Consider the following 13687-nt stretch of genomic DNA (forward strand, 5'->3'; position numbering starts at 1 on the left):
TTTTGCGAGCCGCTTCTTCATTGAAATGGTCGCGATTCCCTTTCCAGCCGGAACACTCTAGAATCCCGTCATGAGCGAATCACAAACACTCATCCTGGGTTGTGCCGGAAGGTCGTTGACCCGCGAGGAAATCTCGTTTTACCGGGGGGAGCGCCCTTGGGGGTTCATCCTGTTCGCGCGCAACGTCAGCGAGCCTGAGCAGATCCGCGATCTCGTCGCTTCCATGCGCGACAGCGTCGATCGTCCCGATGCGCCGGTCTTCATCGATCAGGAAGGGGGCAGGGTGCAGCGCCTGCGCCCTCCGCTGGCGCCGAACTATCCCGCCGGAGCGGCACTCGGCGCGCTCTATCGCGACGACGAGGAAGCCGGCCTGCGCGCCGCCTGGCTGCTTGCCCGGCTGCATGCCTTTGATCTTTTGCGCTATGGCATCAATGCCGACTGCCTGCCGGTCCTCGACGTGCCGGTGGAGGGCGCCAGCGACGTCATCGGCGCGCGCGCCTATGGCAAGGAGCCTTCGATCGTGGCCGCCCTCGGTCGTGCCGTCGCCGAAGGGCTGATGTCGGGCGGGGTGCTGCCGGTCATGAAGCACATTCCCGGCCACGGTCGAGCGGTGGCCGACACCCATTTCGAACTGCCGACCGTCCATACGCGGCTCGAGGAGTTGCGCAGACACGATTTCGCCCCCTTCAAGGCGTTGAACGACTTGCCGATCGCCATGACCGCGCATGTCGTTTTCAGCGCCATCGACCCGGATGCGCCGGCAACGACTTCGGGCAAGGTGGTTGAGGAGATCATCCGCGGCGAGATCGGCTTCGACGGGCTCCTGGTGAGCGACGACACCTCCATGAAGGCACTTTCTGGGGATTTCCCGACAAAGGCGGCGTCGATCCTTGCAGCCGGCGTCGATCTCGTCCTTCACTGCAACGGGGAGATGGAAGAGATGAGGGGGATCGCCTCGCGGGCGCGTCCTCTGGAAGGCGAGGCGCTGAAGCGGGCCGAACGGGCACTGGCTTCGGTCGACGGGCAGGACAAGGCCGACGAGGCGGATCTACGCGCCGAGTTCGAGCAGTATTTCGAGGCGGTAGCGTAAAGCAAATCCAGGAAAAGCGGGAACCGGTTTTCCATCCGGAATTGCGTAGAAACAACAAATTGCAGCGGGTCAGGGTTCAAACCGAAATCTCGGCAGCGGTTAACCGCAAGGAGCAACAGGGTAGTGGCGCAGAAAGCGGAACAGAGGGCTGAGAAGGCTGCGCCCATGGACCGTCTGTGGGCGGAAGACGCCGAATCGCGGTTGACCGGCGATCCCGAACTGGTGGTCGATGTCGACGGCTTCGAAGGTCCGCTCGACCTGTTGCTGCATCTGGCCCGCAACCAGAAGGTCGATCTGGCGCGCATTTCCGTCCTTGCCCTGGTCGAACAATATCTGGCCTTCATCGACAAGGTGCGCGCCGTGCGGCTGGAACTGGCCGCCGACTATCTGGTCATGGCCGCATGGCTTGCCTTCCTCAAGTCCAAGCTCCTGATCCCCAAGCAACCGGGAGAAGAGGGCGAGAGTGGCGAGGAACTGGCCGCCGTTTTGCAGTTCCGCTTGCGCCGGCTGGAAGCGATGCGCGAGGCCGCCGCGCGGCTGGTCAACCGCAACCGCCTTGGCCGCGATGTGTTTGCGCGCGGGCTGCCTGAACTGGTGATCGTTGAAAAGCGCAACCGCTTTTCCGCGTCCCTCTACGATCTTTTGACGGCCTATGCCACGCAGCGCCAGCGGCAGGCCATCACCAACGTCCAGATCGCCCAGCGCGGTGTCTGGTCGCTCAAGCAGGCGCGCGACATCCTCACCCGTCTCGTCGGCTCGCTGCAGGACTGGACGGTGCTGGACAGCTTCCTCATCGACTATCTGGCAACGCCCGCAGACAAGCGCACCGCTGTCGCCAGTTCCTTTGCCGCCTCGCTGGAACTGGTCCGGGAAGGCAAATTGGAAGTGCGCCAGCAAGAGGCATTCGCGCCGATCTATCTCCGTGGCCGCGCCCCAGGCGCCAAGGCAGTCGAGGTGGCATGATGAACGACAGCGCCAACGCATCGATCATCCCGTTCAAGCTCGGCGACGATATGGGCGAAGCAGCGCCGGTCGGGAACCCGGCGGCGCGCCTGCACATGGCCGAACTGGTGCGCATGGCCGAGGCCATCGTCTTTGCCAGCGCCGAACCGGTTAGCGAAAGGCAGCTTGCCGCCCGCCTGCCCGAAGGTGCCGACGTTGAAGCGGCGATGCGCGAATTGCAGCAGATTTATTCGCGCCGTGGCGTCAATCTGGTCAACGTGGCCGGCTCGTGGGCATTTCGCACCGCCGGCGATCTCGCTTTCCTGATGAGCCGGGACGCCGTTCAGCAGAGGAAGCTGTCGCGCGCGGCGCTCGAAGTGTTGGCCATTATCGCTTACCACCAGCCGGTCACACGCGCCGAGATCGAGGATATTCGCGGTGTCGAGACCTCCAAGGGGACGCTGGATACGCTGATGGAGACCGAATGGGTGCGCATGCGCGGTCGCCGCCGCACACCCGGCCGTCCCGTCACTTACGGCACCACCGATGCGTTTCTCGATCACTTCTCCCTTGAGGAACTGCGTGATTTGCCGGGCATCGACGAATTGAAGGGCGCCGGCATGCTTTCCACCCGCATGCCTGCGAATTTCTCCATTCCGCTGCCGCCAACCGATGCCGATGCGCTGACCGAGGACGAGGATGCGCTGACCGACATCGACCTTGAGGAACTGGGTCTGCTCACGCCGCGCGTTACCGACGATTGAGGCGCAATGCCGTAGCGGAATCGGCGCTGCGGCGATTTACAGCACGGGCCGGTTTCGAAACTGCGTGACATCGACCAACCATTCGTGAAGACTGCGGTAGTTGTGTTTGAATCCCGACACGAAAACGCATAGATCAACATCTGGGAAAACATTCGAGAGAGAGTGCAATGGGTTCGTTTTCGATTTGGCACTGGTTGATCGTGCTGGTGATCGTGTTGCTGGTCTTTGGCCGCGGCAAGATTCCCGAGCTGATGGGCGACATGGCCAAAGGCATCAAGAGCTTCAAGAAGGGCATGGCTGACGACGAGGTCGCGGACGACAAGCACACGGTCGAGCACCGCACTGACGAGACCGTTTCGCCTTCCAAGGAAAAGACCAGCAAAAGCTGATCTTGTCTCGGCGCTAGTCAGGTTGAATAGCTATGCTTGATGTCGGCTGGTCCGAAATGCTGGTGATCGCGATTGTCATGATCGTGGTCGTCGGGCCGAAGGATTTGCCCCAGATGCTGCGCACCATCGGTCGCATGATGACCAAGATGCGCGGCATGGCCAATGATTTCCAGAAGCAGTTCAACGAGGCCTTGAAGGAGGCCGAACTGGACGACGTCAAGAAGTCGGTCGATTCGCTGCGCAGCCTCAATCCGGCGGCAGAAATCCGCAAGCAGTTGAACCCGTTCGAGAAGGCCGGGGCCGACCTGCGTGCCGGCATCGATAGCGCCATGAAGCCCAAGCCGGCTGCATCGGCAACGCAGGCCGAAACGCCTGCAACGGTGGAGACCGAGGCCAAGCCCGGTGAGCCGCTCAAGGGTGCCGCCGCCATTCCCGGTGGGCCTGAAGCCATGCCGGCTCCACCGACATTCCCGGCAATGACGGACGCGTCGGCGACAGCGTCGGTGTCGGCCGCCGCGCCAAAAGCGAAGCGGGTTGCAAAGCCGACCAAGCCTGCGAAGGCTGCGACCGCAGCATCGGCTAAAGCTGCGCCCGCAAAGGCCAGTGTGCCGGTCCCCGCCAAAGTGAACGTTGCACCGAAAGCTGCGCAAAAACCGCCGTTGACCAAGGCCGGAAGCCCTGCCGCCGCCAAAGCCGCTCCAGCCAGGGCTGCCGCTCCGGCCAAGACTGCCGCCAAGGCTGCCCAGCCTGCCAGGAAACCCGCGAGGGCGCCGAAGTGAGCGTGACTGACAAGGACGATATCGAGAAGTCGTCGGCGCCGCTCGTCGAGCATCTGATGGAGTTGCGCACGCGGCTGATGTGGTCGATCGGCGGCTTCTTCGTTGCATTTCTGATCTGCTTTTTCTTCGCCAAGCCGCTGTTCAATCTTCTTGTGGTCCCCTTCAAGTGGGCGACCAGTTGGGCGGGGCTCGACCCGCAGAAGGTCGAACTGATTTACACCGCGCCGCAGGAATTCTTCTTTACCCAGGTCAAGCTGGCCATGTTCGGCGGTATGGTCATCGCCTTTCCGCTGATTGCCACGCAGATCTACAAGTTCATCGCGCCGGGTCTCTACAAGAACGAGCGCGCGGCCTTCCTGCCGTTCCTGATCGCTTCGCCGATCCTGTTCCTGCTCGGCGCCTCGCTGGTCTATTTCTTCTTCACGCCGATGGTGATGTGGTTCTTCCTGGCCATGCAGCAATCGGGCAGCGCCGATCAGGTGCAGATTTCCCTGTTGCCGAAGGTTTCGGAATATCTCAGTCTGATCATGACGCTGATCTTTTCCTTCGGCCTCGTTTTCCAGTTGCCGGTTGTAACCAGCCTCATGACACGCGTCGGAATTTTGAGTTCCCAGGCGCTTGCCGACAAACGCAAATGGGCGATCGTCAGCGCCTTCGTGGTCGCAGCGGTGCTCACCCCGCCCGATCCGCTCAGCCAGATCGGCCTCGCATTGCCTACCATCATCCTCTACGAAATATCGATCTGGACAGCACGCATGATCGAGCGTTCGCGCGCCAAGGAACAGGCAGCCGACGAAGATGCAGCGGCCGCCGAAGAAAAGCCTGGCGATTCGCCAGCGGAAACCTCCGTATAGCGCCAGCCTCGCGGTTCGCGCTGGCTGCAACCTCCAGTATTAGACTTTGGAACAACTCAAGTTCGCGTTTGCAGCGAACGACAGCTATTGTCGTGGGCGTTATTGGGTATAAGAATAACGCTCCACCGGCGTTTTAGTCGGACGCCGTGTACCAAGGTTAAGCACCCAGGGAGGCTCCATGTCGGAAATTTCGTTGACGGTAAACGGGAGGCGGGTCAGCGCGTCCGTCGAAGACCGAACGCTTCTTGTTCATTTCCTGCGGGAGCATCTGGGCCTTACCGGCACCCATGTCGGCTGCGACACCTCGCAGTGCGGCGCCTGCGTCGTCCATGTCGACGGCAAGGCGATGAAGTCCTGCTCCATGCTTGCAGCGCAGGCATCCGGCTCCGACGTGATCACCATCGAAGGCATCGCCAATGGCGGCGATCTGCACCCCGTGCAAGCCGCTTTCAAGGAACATCATGGCCTGCAGTGCGGTTTTTGCACGCCCGGCATGATCATGACCACCGTCGACATGATCGCGCGCCACCCCGAAGGGTTGGACGAGGCGACGGTTCGGGAAGAGCTTGAAGGCAACATCTGCCGCTGCACCGGCTACCACAACATCGTCAAGGCGGTTCTTGCCGCATCGAAAACCATGTCCAAGGCATCGAAGGGCAAGGCGAAAAAAGCTGCGTGAGAAAGCGGGCGAAGAGGGAATGGCGAATAGGGAAATTTCGATCCCGATCCGCCGGCGCTTTTGTTCCCAGCCCGCTGTTCACTATTCGCTGTTCGCTTTTGCAATTTCTGGAGGAGAACTCTGATGGGTATTGAAGGCGTTGGGGCGCGGGTCGCGCGCAAGGAAGACAAGAGGTTCATCACCGGTGCCGGCCGCTATGTCGACGACATGGTGGTGCCGGGCATGAAGCACGCCATGTTCGTGCGCAGCCCGCATGCGCATGCGCAGATCAAGAAGATCGACGTCAAGGCCGCACAGGCGATGCCCGGCGTCATTGGCGTGTTGACAGGCAAGGAACTCAAGGCCGATGGCATCGGCAACCTCATCTGCGGCTGGATGATCCATTCCAAGGACGGCACGCCGATGAAGATGGGCGCCTGGGCGCCGCTTGCGGTCGACAGGGTTCGCTATGTCGGCGACGCGGTGGTGATCGTCGTGGCCGACACCAAGAGCCAGGCGCGCGACGCGGCCGAGGCCGTCGACATCACCTACAAGGAATTGAAGGCCGTCACCGACGCTTCCAGGGCCATGGACAAGGGTGCGCCGCAACTCCATCCGGAGGCCGACAACAACCTCATCTTCGATTGGGACATCGGCAATGCCGATGAGACTGCGGCCGCCTTCAAGAAGGCTGCCCATGTCGTCAAGATGGATGTCGTCAACAACCGTCTCGTTCCCAATGCCATGGAGCCGCGCGCAGCACTTGGCCACTACGACAAGGCCGAAGATCACTACACCTGCTGGACGACCTCGCAGAACCCGCATGTGGCGCGCCTGGTCATGAGCGCCTTCTACAACGTCGCTCCTGAAAACAAGCTGCGCGTCATCGCACCTGACGTCGGCGGCGGCTTCGGCTCGAAGATTTACATCTACCCGGAAGAGATCGTCTGCCTGTGGGCGTCGAAGAAGACCGGCGTGCCGGTCAAATGGGTGGCCGACCGCACCGAAAGCTTCCTTTCCGATGCGCATGGCCGCGACCATCACACCCATGCCGAAATGGCCTTCGACAAGAACCACAAGATTACCGGGTTCAAGGTCGAGACCAAGGCCAATCTCGGCGCCTACATGTCGCTGTTTTCGTCGGCTACGCCGACCTATCTCTACGCGACGTTGCTGTCGGGCCAGTACGACATTCCGGCTATCCACGCCAACGTCAAGGCGATCTACACCAACACCTCGCCCGTCGATGCCTATCGCGGGGCAGGGCGTCCCGAAGCCGCATTCCTGGTCGAGCGCATGCTGGAAGTGTCGGCCCGTCAGTTCGGCCTGTCGCCGGCGGAATTGCGCCGCAAGAACTTCATCACCTCGTTCCCGCACCAGACGCCGGTCATCATGAATTATGACGCAGGCGATTTCGCGACTTCGCTGGATATGGCGCTGAAGGCGGCGGACTATGCCGGTTTCGAGAAGCGTCGCGACAAGGCGAAGAAGGCCGGCAAACTGCGCGGCATCGGCTTCTCCTGCTATATCGAAGCCTGCGGCATTGCGCCGTCGGCGGCGGTCGGTTCGCTCGGCGCCGGTGTGGGCCTGTGGGAATCTGCCGAGGTGCGCGTCAATGCCGTCGGCACCATCGAGGTGCTCACCGGTTCGCACAGCCACGGCCAGGGGCATGAGACGACCTTCGCCCAATTGGTGGCGCAGCGTCTGTCCGTGCCGCTGGACTCCGTCTCCATCGTTCATGGCGACACCGACAAGGTGCAGATGGGCATGGGCACTTACGGATCGCGTTCCGGCGCGGTCGGCATGTCGGCCATTTCCAAGGCGCTCGACAAGGTCGAGGTCAAGGCAAAGAAGATCGCCGCTCATCTGATGGAAGCCGACGAGGCCGACATCGTCATCGAGAACGGCACCTTGAAGGTTGCCGGCACCGACAAGAGCGTGCCGTGGTTCCAGATGGCACTTGCCGCCTATACGGCCCACAATCTGCCCGGCGGCATGGAACCCGGCCTGAAGGAAACCGCCTTCTACGATCCGGCCAACTTCACTTTCCCGGCCGGCTGCTACATCTGCGAGGTCGAGGTCGATCCTGAAACCGGCCAGACCGACATCGTCCAGTTCGTGGCGGCGGACGATTTCGGCAATATCATCAACCCGATGATCGTCGAGGGCCAGGTGCATGGCGGTGTCACGCAAGGCATCGGGCAGGCGCTTCTGGAAGGGGCGAATTATGACGCTGGGAGCGGCCAACTCCTGACGGCGAGTTACATGGACTACACCATGCCGCGCGCCGGCGATGTTCCATTCTACAAACTGTCGACGTCGAACACGCCGTCCCCGTCCAATCCGCTCGGCCTCAAGGGCTGCGGCGAGGCGGGCGCGATCGGCGCGCCGCCGGCCGTCATCAATGCCATCACCGACGCCATCGGCACCGAGAACCTGACGATGCCGGCCACACCGCAAAAGGTGTGGGCGGCGATCCGGTCGGTGAAACATTAAGGGGAGGCAGGATCATGTATTCAGTCAGTTATCATCGCGCCGCCTCCGTTGCCGAAGCGGCAAAGCTGGCCAAGGGGGAAGCCAAGCTCGTCTCGGGCGGCATGACGCTGATCCCGGCCATGAAGACCCGCCTGGCGGCACCGTCGGATCTTGTCGATATTTCCCGCATCGATGCGCTCAAGGGCATCAAGGTGTCGGGCAAGACAGTCACCATCGGCGCGGGGACCACGCATTACGAGGTTGCCACCAGCGACAAGCTGGCGAAAGTGTGCCCGGCTCTCTCGCATCTTGCCTCGATGATCGGCGATCCGGCCGTGCGCCACAGGGGCACGATCGGCGGTTCGATCGCCAACAACGATCCGGCCGCCGACTATCCCTCGGCCATGCTGGCGCTGGGCGCCACCATCGTCACCAACAAGCGTGAGATCGCGGCGGACAAGTTCTTCAAGGTTTTGTTCGAGACGGCGCTGAAGGAAGGCGAGATCGTCACTTCCGTCACCTTCACCGCGCCGGCCAAGGCGGCATACGAGAAGTTCCGCAACCCGGCCTCGCGCTACGCCATCGTCGGCGTGTTCGTGGCCAAGGGCGCGGGCGGGGTTCGCGTAGCCGTGACCGGCGCAGGCGACGATGGCGTGTTCCGCTCCAAGGAACTGGAAGCGGCGCTTGCCAAGCAGTTCGACGCGGCGGCACTCGCTTCGGCCAAGGTGCCGGCGAAAACCCTGATGAGCGACATGCATGCTTCGGCCGACTACCGCGCCCACTTGATCGTGGTCATGACGCGCCGTGCGGTGGCTGCAGCCAACGCCTGATTCGCCCAACTTTTGAGTTGCAAAAAGGCCGGCGGTGACGCCGGCCTTTGTTCTTTTTAGCACACTCTAAATTGAACCATCGTCGTATTGCGGCAATTTGGCACGATTATATCGTTATACGATCGTATCGTAGCGCGAGCATATCGTGACGCGACCGATTGCGGCTCGCGGCCCTGGTCAGATCGTGCGTCGCTTCTGAGAAAGCAAAAATCATTTGGGAGGGAAGCATGGCAACGCAGGCCGAGAATTGGTTTAGCCGGTCGCGCACAGTGGCGCGGCCTGGCTACAGCCGGTGGATGGTGCCGCCAGCCGCACTTTGTGTTCATTTGTGTATTGGTCAGGCGTACGCCTACAGCGTGTTCAATCTGCCGATGACAAAACTCATCGGCATCACTGAGTCGGCTCCGGGCGACTGGAAGCTGACCGAGCTTGGCTGGATATTCTCAATCGCCATTTTCTTCCTCGGCGTGGCTTCGGCGGTTTTTGGCCGCTGGGTCGAGGAGGGCGGACCTCGCAAGGCGATGTTCACCGCCGCCTGCTGCTGGGCGGGGGGCTTCCTCATCTCCGCTGTCGGCGTGGCGACCCACAGCCTGTGGCTCATCTATCTCGGCTATGGCGTGCTGGGCGGCATCGCTCTCGGCATCGGCTACATCTCGCCGGTCTCGACACTGATCAAATGGTTTCCAGATCGCCCCGGCATGGCAACCGGCATGGCCATCATGGGCTTCGGCGGCGGCGCCTTCATCGCTTCGCCGCTTTCGGTATGGCTGATGAGGCAGTTCACCACCGAAACCCATATCGGCGTGATGGAAACATTTGTCGTGCTGGGCGTCGTCTATTTCATCTTCATGATCGTCGGCTCCATCATCGTGCGGGTGCCGCCGGACGACTGGAAGCCGGAAGGCTATGTCGCGCCCAAGGCAAACAAGCTGATCTCCAGCAACAACGTCTATGTCTATGACGCACTGAAGACGCCGCAGTTCTGGCTGATCTGGGTGGTGCTGTGCGTCAACACCACGGCGGGCATCGGCGTGCTCGGCCAGGCGTCGGCGATGAGCCAGGAAATGTTCCCCGGCCACATCACCCCGGTCGCCGCAGCGGGCCTCGTCGGCTTGATGAGCCTGTTCAACATGGGCGGACGATTCGCGTGGGCGACGACGTCCGACTATCTGGGGCGCCGCAACACTTACTTCGTGTTCATGACGCTAGGGTTCATTCTCTACTGCCTGGTGCCGCTAACGGGCGCCGCGGGCAGCGTCGCCGGTTTCGCGATTTGCTTCTGCATCATCATCTCGATGTATGGCGGCGGGTTCTCGACCGTGCCGGCCTATCTGCGCGACATGTTCGGCACGCGCTATGTCGGCGCCATCCACGGCTTGCTGCTCACCGCATGGTCGGCAGCCGGCATCTTCGGGCCGGTGCTGGTGAACTACATCCGCGAGTACAACGTCACCCACAACGTCGCGAAGGCGGATGCCTATAACACCACCATGTACATCATGGCGGGTCTGTTCGTGCTCGGCTTCGTCTGCAACTTCTTCGTCAAGGCGGTCAATGAACGCTACCACATGAGGGTCGACGGCGCGGTTGCGTCGCCGGCTGCAGCTTGAGCGGTTGGAGGAGATCGTAATGGAACATGAACAAAAGCCGACAACGACGCTGCAACTCGTCCTTGCTTGGGGTTTCGTAGGAATCCCCTTGCTGCTGGGCGTCTCGCAGACACTCCTCAACGCCTTGCAATTGTTCCAGTAGAACGGGCGAAGGGCACTTGGGGGAAGCGGCGGCCGGACCTGTCCGGCCGCCGCTTTCGTTTGGTCAAGCCGCAATCCTCCACGGCGATGGTTGCGACGGCGCAACAGCACGGCAGTTATGCATCTGCCTGACTTGCTTGCCCGCCTGAATCGCATAAATCTAGCCGCAAGAGGAACGACCTCCCCATAATGGGAAAAATGTCCGGGACGGCCCGGCCTTGAAAAAGGAGTGCCGCTCCATGGCTTGGGTCTATCTCGTTGTTGCCGGATTTCTCGAAGTCGTCTGGGCTTTTTACATGAAGAAGTCGGAAGGCTTCACGCTCCTGACGCCTTCGGTCATCACCATTATCACGATGATCGCCAGCTTCGCCCTGTTGTCGATCTCGATGAAGGCACTGCCGCTCGGCACCGCCTACACGATCTGGACCGGCATCGGGGCCGTCGGCGCATTTGTGGTCGGTGTCATCGTTCTAGGCGAATCGGCGACGCCGATGCGGGTGTTCGCCGCCGTTCTGATCGTTTCCGGCTTGGTGTTGATGAAGCTGTCGAGCGACTAAAAAAGCGAGCGGCGCTCCGCCCGCAATAGTCAGCTCAAAATCTGCCGCACGAAATAGCGTACCGTCTTCTTCCCGCCGTGGATGGCGGCCGTACCCACCTCGTGAAAGCCGAGCCTGATGTGAAAGGCGTCGGAAGCCGGGTTCGGCGGCTCGGCATTGACCTCGCACGTCACCACGCTATGGCCGGCGCGCCTGGCATGCTCGAACAGGTCTTCGTAGAAGCGTCGGGCATGACCGCGCCCGCGCGCCGCTTCGTCGACCACGACGCGGTCGACATAGACGAAACGCGGATAGCGCTGCCTGAGCCACAGGAAATTGGGGCTGTCATAGTCAGCATCCTGGTCGAAGGTCATGATGAAGGCTTCGACCGCACCAATGCGGCGGGTATAGAAGGCCTGGCCAAGCAGGAAGTTCAGCCGCTCTGCCTCCAGCCAAGACAATTCCTGTGCATGGCGGTTGTTGAGTGCAAGGATGGCGGCGTTGTCGGCGGGCGCGACGGCTTCGATCGGGAGCAGATTCACCTCGCTTGTCATGCACGTGCCGCTGCTATGGTTGCCGCGACCAAGGCCTCGTCGGTCACCGTGTTGCGATATTCCCGGTCGAGGTCGGTGCCACCCATGCCGACATGCGGATTGCGATAGGCCATGGCGCTCGGCACATCCTTGAGCGCGGCGAAGTGCATTTCGGTGAGCCCCGCCTTGCGGCGAACTGCGCCGATATTGGCGGGATCAAGCGCGCCGCAGCCAAGAATGATGATGCGGCCTGCCGCCTGTTTCACCAGTTCTGCCAGAAGTTTAGCGCCTTCCGTTGCCGTATCGCGCTGACCGCTGGTCAGCACGCGCCCGACCTTGCAGCGGATCAGCGCTTCCAGCGCCTCGGCGGGGTTGCGGGTCATGTCGAAGGCCCGGTGGCACGTCACGTTGAGCGTGCCTGCCGCCTCGGCCAGTTCGCTCATGCGCTCCTCATCGATCGTGCCGTCCCCGCGCAGGCAGCCGACCACCACGCCGGCCACGCCGAGGCCGGCAAGCGCCCGCACATCCGCGACCATCGAGCGGAATTCGGCTTCGCTGTAGAGGAAGTCGCCGCCGCGCGGCCGCACGATGACATGAAACGGGATTTTTGCCACCTCCAGCGCTGCCCGCACCGTGCCGAGGCTGGGCGTAATGCCGCCTTCGACCAGGCTGGCGCACAGTTCCACGCGGTCCGCTCCGGCATTTTGCGCGGCAATCAGTCCGTCTATGCCTTCGACGCAGATTTCAATCAGCGGCAGGGGTGCAGTGTCGCTCAAGTGGGAGGTCCATTCGTAATTGCGCGGGACCGAACCCTACCATTGCCAGCATGATGGCAAAAGCGAGCCTTGTTGGTCCAAAGCAGCGTCCACAAGGAAGGTTGCAACCAACCGCCGCCGCTTGCGACCCACCGTGGCAACAGGCTATGCAGCACCTATATGGACGTTTGGCGCCGGATCGGGCGCGCCGCGAAAGCACAGGGACGATGACGGACAAGCCGCAACAGAACCGGCCGGACTACGACGCGGTCACCTGTGCGCCCATCGTCGCCATCGCCCCCATGATGGACTGGACCGACCGTCACTGCCGCTTTCTCCATCGCCAGTTGACGGGCAAGGCGCTGCTCTACACCGAAATGGTGGTGGCCGACGCTGCGATCCACGGTGCGCGCGAACGGCTGCTCGGCTTCGATCCGGCAGAGCAGCCGGTGGCTCTGCAACTTGGCGGCTCCGACCCCTCCAAGCTCGCCGAGGCGGCGCGCATCGGCGAATCGTTCGGTTATGCCGAGATCAATCTCAATGTCGGTTGCCCGTCCGACCGCGTGCAATCCGGCACGTTCGGTGCTTGCCTGATGAAGACGCCGGCGCTGGTGGCCGATTGCGTCGGCGCGATGAAGGCGGCGGTGAAGGTGCCGGTCACGGTCAAGTGCCGCATCGGCGTCGATGAGCAGGACCCGGAACCCGCCCTTGATGCATTGGCCGACGGCGTCTTTGCCGCCGGCGCGGACGGCCTGTGGGTCCATGCGCGCAAGGCCTGGCTGGAGGGACTGAGCCCGAAGGAAAACCGCGATATTCCGCCGCTCGACTATCAGCGCGTCTACCGCCTCAAGGCGAAAACCCCCAATCGTTTCATCGGTATCAACGGCGGGATTCAGACTCTGGATGAGTCCGCTGATCATCTGCGCAAGGTCGATGGCGTCATGCTTGGTAGAGCCGCCTATCACACGCCGGGAATTCTGGCGGGCGTCGATGAGTTGCTAGGCAAAAACAAGGAGATAGAGCATTTTCGTGACTCAGCGACAAACGGAAATGCTCTTGCCAGCCAGCCAGCCGCTGACTTCGATTTCGCAGCGCTGATCGATACGATGGCCGGCTATGCCGCACGGCACATTGAGCGAGGCGGGCGGCTCGGTCACGTCACCCGCCATATGGTCGGACTGTTTCACGGTCTGCCCGGCGCCAGACGCTGGCGGCAGATCCTGTCCACCGAGGCGGCCCGGCCTGGCGCTGGGCCGGAAATAGTGCACGCCGCCTTCGCCCAAGTCGACCTCACGCGCGCCGACCAAGCGGCGTAGGCTCAAGACCGCGCC

The 13687-nt window shown here is 62.1% G+C and carries 15 protein-coding genes; 13 read left to right on the plus strand and 2 right to left on the minus strand.

The annotated features are described in order from the left end of the window. Nucleotides 1-70: 70 nt before the first annotated feature. From nagZ to ASD64_RS05080, 12 genes are all read left to right on the plus strand, one after another. Complete coding sequence (gene nagZ, locus ASD64_RS05030) at nt 71-1090, plus strand: beta-N-acetylhexosaminidase (RefSeq protein ID WP_056101689.1); 1020 nt, start codon at nt 71-73, stop codon at nt 1088-1090. Nucleotides 1091-1255: 165 nt separating this feature from the next. After that, entirely contained in the window at nt 1256-2053 is a 798-nt protein-coding gene (locus ASD64_RS05035; protein ID WP_056101931.1) for a segregation and condensation protein A, read from the plus strand. Beyond that, nucleotides 2053-2796 (plus strand): SMC-Scp complex subunit ScpB, encoded by a 744-nt coding sequence (scpB, locus tag ASD64_RS05040; protein ID WP_056101691.1) that lies wholly within the window; start codon nt 2053-2055, stop codon nt 2794-2796. The genes ASD64_RS05035 and scpB overlap by 1 nt, the downstream gene beginning before the upstream one ends. A gap of 167 nt (nt 2797-2963) precedes the next feature. Further along, complete coding sequence (locus tag ASD64_RS05045) at nt 2964-3185, plus strand: twin-arginine translocase TatA/TatE family subunit (RefSeq protein ID WP_056101694.1); 222 nt, start codon at nt 2964-2966, stop codon at nt 3183-3185. A 32-nt stretch (nt 3186-3217) separates the two neighbouring features. After that, nucleotides 3218-3964 (plus strand): Sec-independent protein translocase protein TatB, encoded by a 747-nt coding sequence (gene tatB, locus ASD64_RS05050; protein ID WP_056101696.1) that lies wholly within the window; start codon nt 3218-3220, stop codon nt 3962-3964. Then, nucleotides 3961-4818 carry a twin-arginine translocase subunit TatC gene (gene tatC, locus ASD64_RS05055; RefSeq protein ID WP_056101700.1) on the plus strand — a complete coding sequence of 286 codons (858 nt, stop codon included), beginning with the start codon at nt 3961-3963 and terminating at the stop codon, nt 4816-4818. Before tatB ends, tatC begins: the two co-directional genes overlap by 4 nt. A 178-nt stretch (nt 4819-4996) precedes the next feature. Next, nucleotides 4997-5497 (plus strand): (2Fe-2S)-binding protein, encoded by a 501-nt coding sequence (locus ASD64_RS05060; RefSeq protein WP_056101704.1) that lies wholly within the window; start codon nt 4997-4999, stop codon nt 5495-5497. Between the two features lie 123 nt (nt 5498-5620). Then, nucleotides 5621-7972, plus strand: a complete 2352-nt coding sequence (locus tag ASD64_RS05065; protein WP_056101707.1) for a xanthine dehydrogenase family protein molybdopterin-binding subunit — start codon at nt 5621-5623, stop codon at nt 7970-7972. Nucleotides 7973-7986: 14 nt separating this feature from the next. After that, nucleotides 7987-8781, plus strand: coding sequence for an FAD binding domain-containing protein (locus ASD64_RS05070; RefSeq protein WP_056101709.1), 795 nt, complete (start codon nt 7987-7989; stop codon nt 8779-8781). Nucleotides 8782-9008: 227 nt separating this feature from the next. Beyond that, nucleotides 9009-10391: an OFA family MFS transporter gene (locus ASD64_RS05075; RefSeq protein ID WP_056101712.1), complete on the plus strand. Its 1383-nt coding sequence runs from the start codon at nt 9009-9011 to the stop codon at nt 10389-10391. A gap of 19 nt (nt 10392-10410) precedes the next feature. Further along, the gene (locus tag ASD64_RS21790; protein ID WP_274533352.1) at nt 10411-10533 is read left to right on the plus strand and encodes an MFS transporter small subunit; all 123 of its coding nucleotides are present in this window, start codon (nt 10411-10413) and stop codon (nt 10531-10533) included. A 238-nt stretch (nt 10534-10771) separates the two neighbouring features. Continuing rightward, entirely contained in the window at nt 10772-11089 is a 318-nt protein-coding gene (locus tag ASD64_RS05080) for a DMT family transporter (RefSeq protein ID WP_056101715.1), read from the plus strand. A 29-nt stretch (nt 11090-11118) separates the two neighbouring features. Here the strand turns inward: ASD64_RS05080 and ASD64_RS05085 are convergent, their stop codons facing one another. Next, nucleotides 11119-11622 carry a GNAT family N-acetyltransferase gene (locus ASD64_RS05085; protein ID WP_056101718.1) on the minus strand — a complete coding sequence of 168 codons (504 nt, stop codon included), beginning with the start codon at nt 11620-11622 and terminating at the stop codon, nt 11119-11121. Beyond that, entirely contained in the window at nt 11619-12377 is a 759-nt protein-coding gene (locus ASD64_RS05090) for a copper homeostasis protein CutC (protein WP_156460019.1), read from the minus strand. The genes ASD64_RS05085 and ASD64_RS05090 overlap by 4 nt, the downstream gene beginning before the upstream one ends. A 206-nt stretch (nt 12378-12583) precedes the next feature. Here ASD64_RS05090 and dusA point away from each other — a divergent pair, with 206 nt between their 5' ends. Further along, complete coding sequence (dusA, locus tag ASD64_RS05095; RefSeq protein ID WP_056101939.1) at nt 12584-13672, plus strand: tRNA dihydrouridine(20/20a) synthase DusA; 1089 nt, start codon at nt 12584-12586, stop codon at nt 13670-13672. Nucleotides 13673-13687 lie beyond the last annotated feature (15 nt).

The organism is Mesorhizobium sp. Root157 (assembly GCF_001427385.1).
GTDB lineage: Bacteria > Pseudomonadota > Alphaproteobacteria > Rhizobiales > Rhizobiaceae > Mesorhizobium.

Excerpts from the sequence above, each read along its gene's own strand:
- nagZ (WP_056101689.1), top strand. The coding sequence starts at position 71 with ATGAGCGAATCACAAACACTCATCCTGGGTTGTGCCGGAAGGTCGTTG.
- ASD64_RS05035 (WP_056101931.1), top strand. The coding sequence starts at position 1,256 with ATGGACCGTCTGTGGGCGGAAGACGCCGAATCGCGGTTGACCGGCGAT.
- scpB (WP_056101691.1), top strand. The coding sequence starts at position 2,053 with ATGAACGACAGCGCCAACGCATCGATCATCCCGTTCAAGCTCGGCGAC.
- ASD64_RS05045 (WP_056101694.1), top strand. The coding sequence starts at position 2,964 with ATGGGTTCGTTTTCGATTTGGCACTGGTTGATCGTGCTGGTGATCGTG.
- tatB (WP_056101696.1), top strand. The coding sequence starts at position 3,218 with ATGCTTGATGTCGGCTGGTCCGAAATGCTGGTGATCGCGATTGTCATG.
- ASD64_RS05060 (WP_056101704.1), top strand. The coding sequence starts at position 4,997 with ATGTCGGAAATTTCGTTGACGGTAAACGGGAGGCGGGTCAGCGCGTCC.
- ASD64_RS05065 (WP_056101707.1), top strand. The coding sequence starts at position 5,621 with ATGGGTATTGAAGGCGTTGGGGCGCGGGTCGCGCGCAAGGAAGACAAG.
- ASD64_RS05070 (WP_056101709.1), top strand. The coding sequence starts at position 7,987 with ATGTATTCAGTCAGTTATCATCGCGCCGCCTCCGTTGCCGAAGCGGCA.
- ASD64_RS05075 (WP_056101712.1), top strand. The coding sequence starts at position 9,009 with ATGGCAACGCAGGCCGAGAATTGGTTTAGCCGGTCGCGCACAGTGGCG.
- ASD64_RS21790 (WP_274533352.1), top strand. The coding sequence starts at position 10,411 with ATGGAACATGAACAAAAGCCGACAACGACGCTGCAACTCGTCCTTGCT.
- ASD64_RS05080 (WP_056101715.1), top strand. The coding sequence starts at position 10,772 with ATGGCTTGGGTCTATCTCGTTGTTGCCGGATTTCTCGAAGTCGTCTGG.
- ASD64_RS05085 (WP_056101718.1), bottom strand. The coding sequence starts at position 11,622 with ATGACAAGCGAGGTGAATCTGCTCCCGATCGAAGCCGTCGCGCCCGCC.
- dusA (WP_056101939.1), top strand. The coding sequence starts at position 12,584 with ATGACGGACAAGCCGCAACAGAACCGGCCGGACTACGACGCGGTCACC.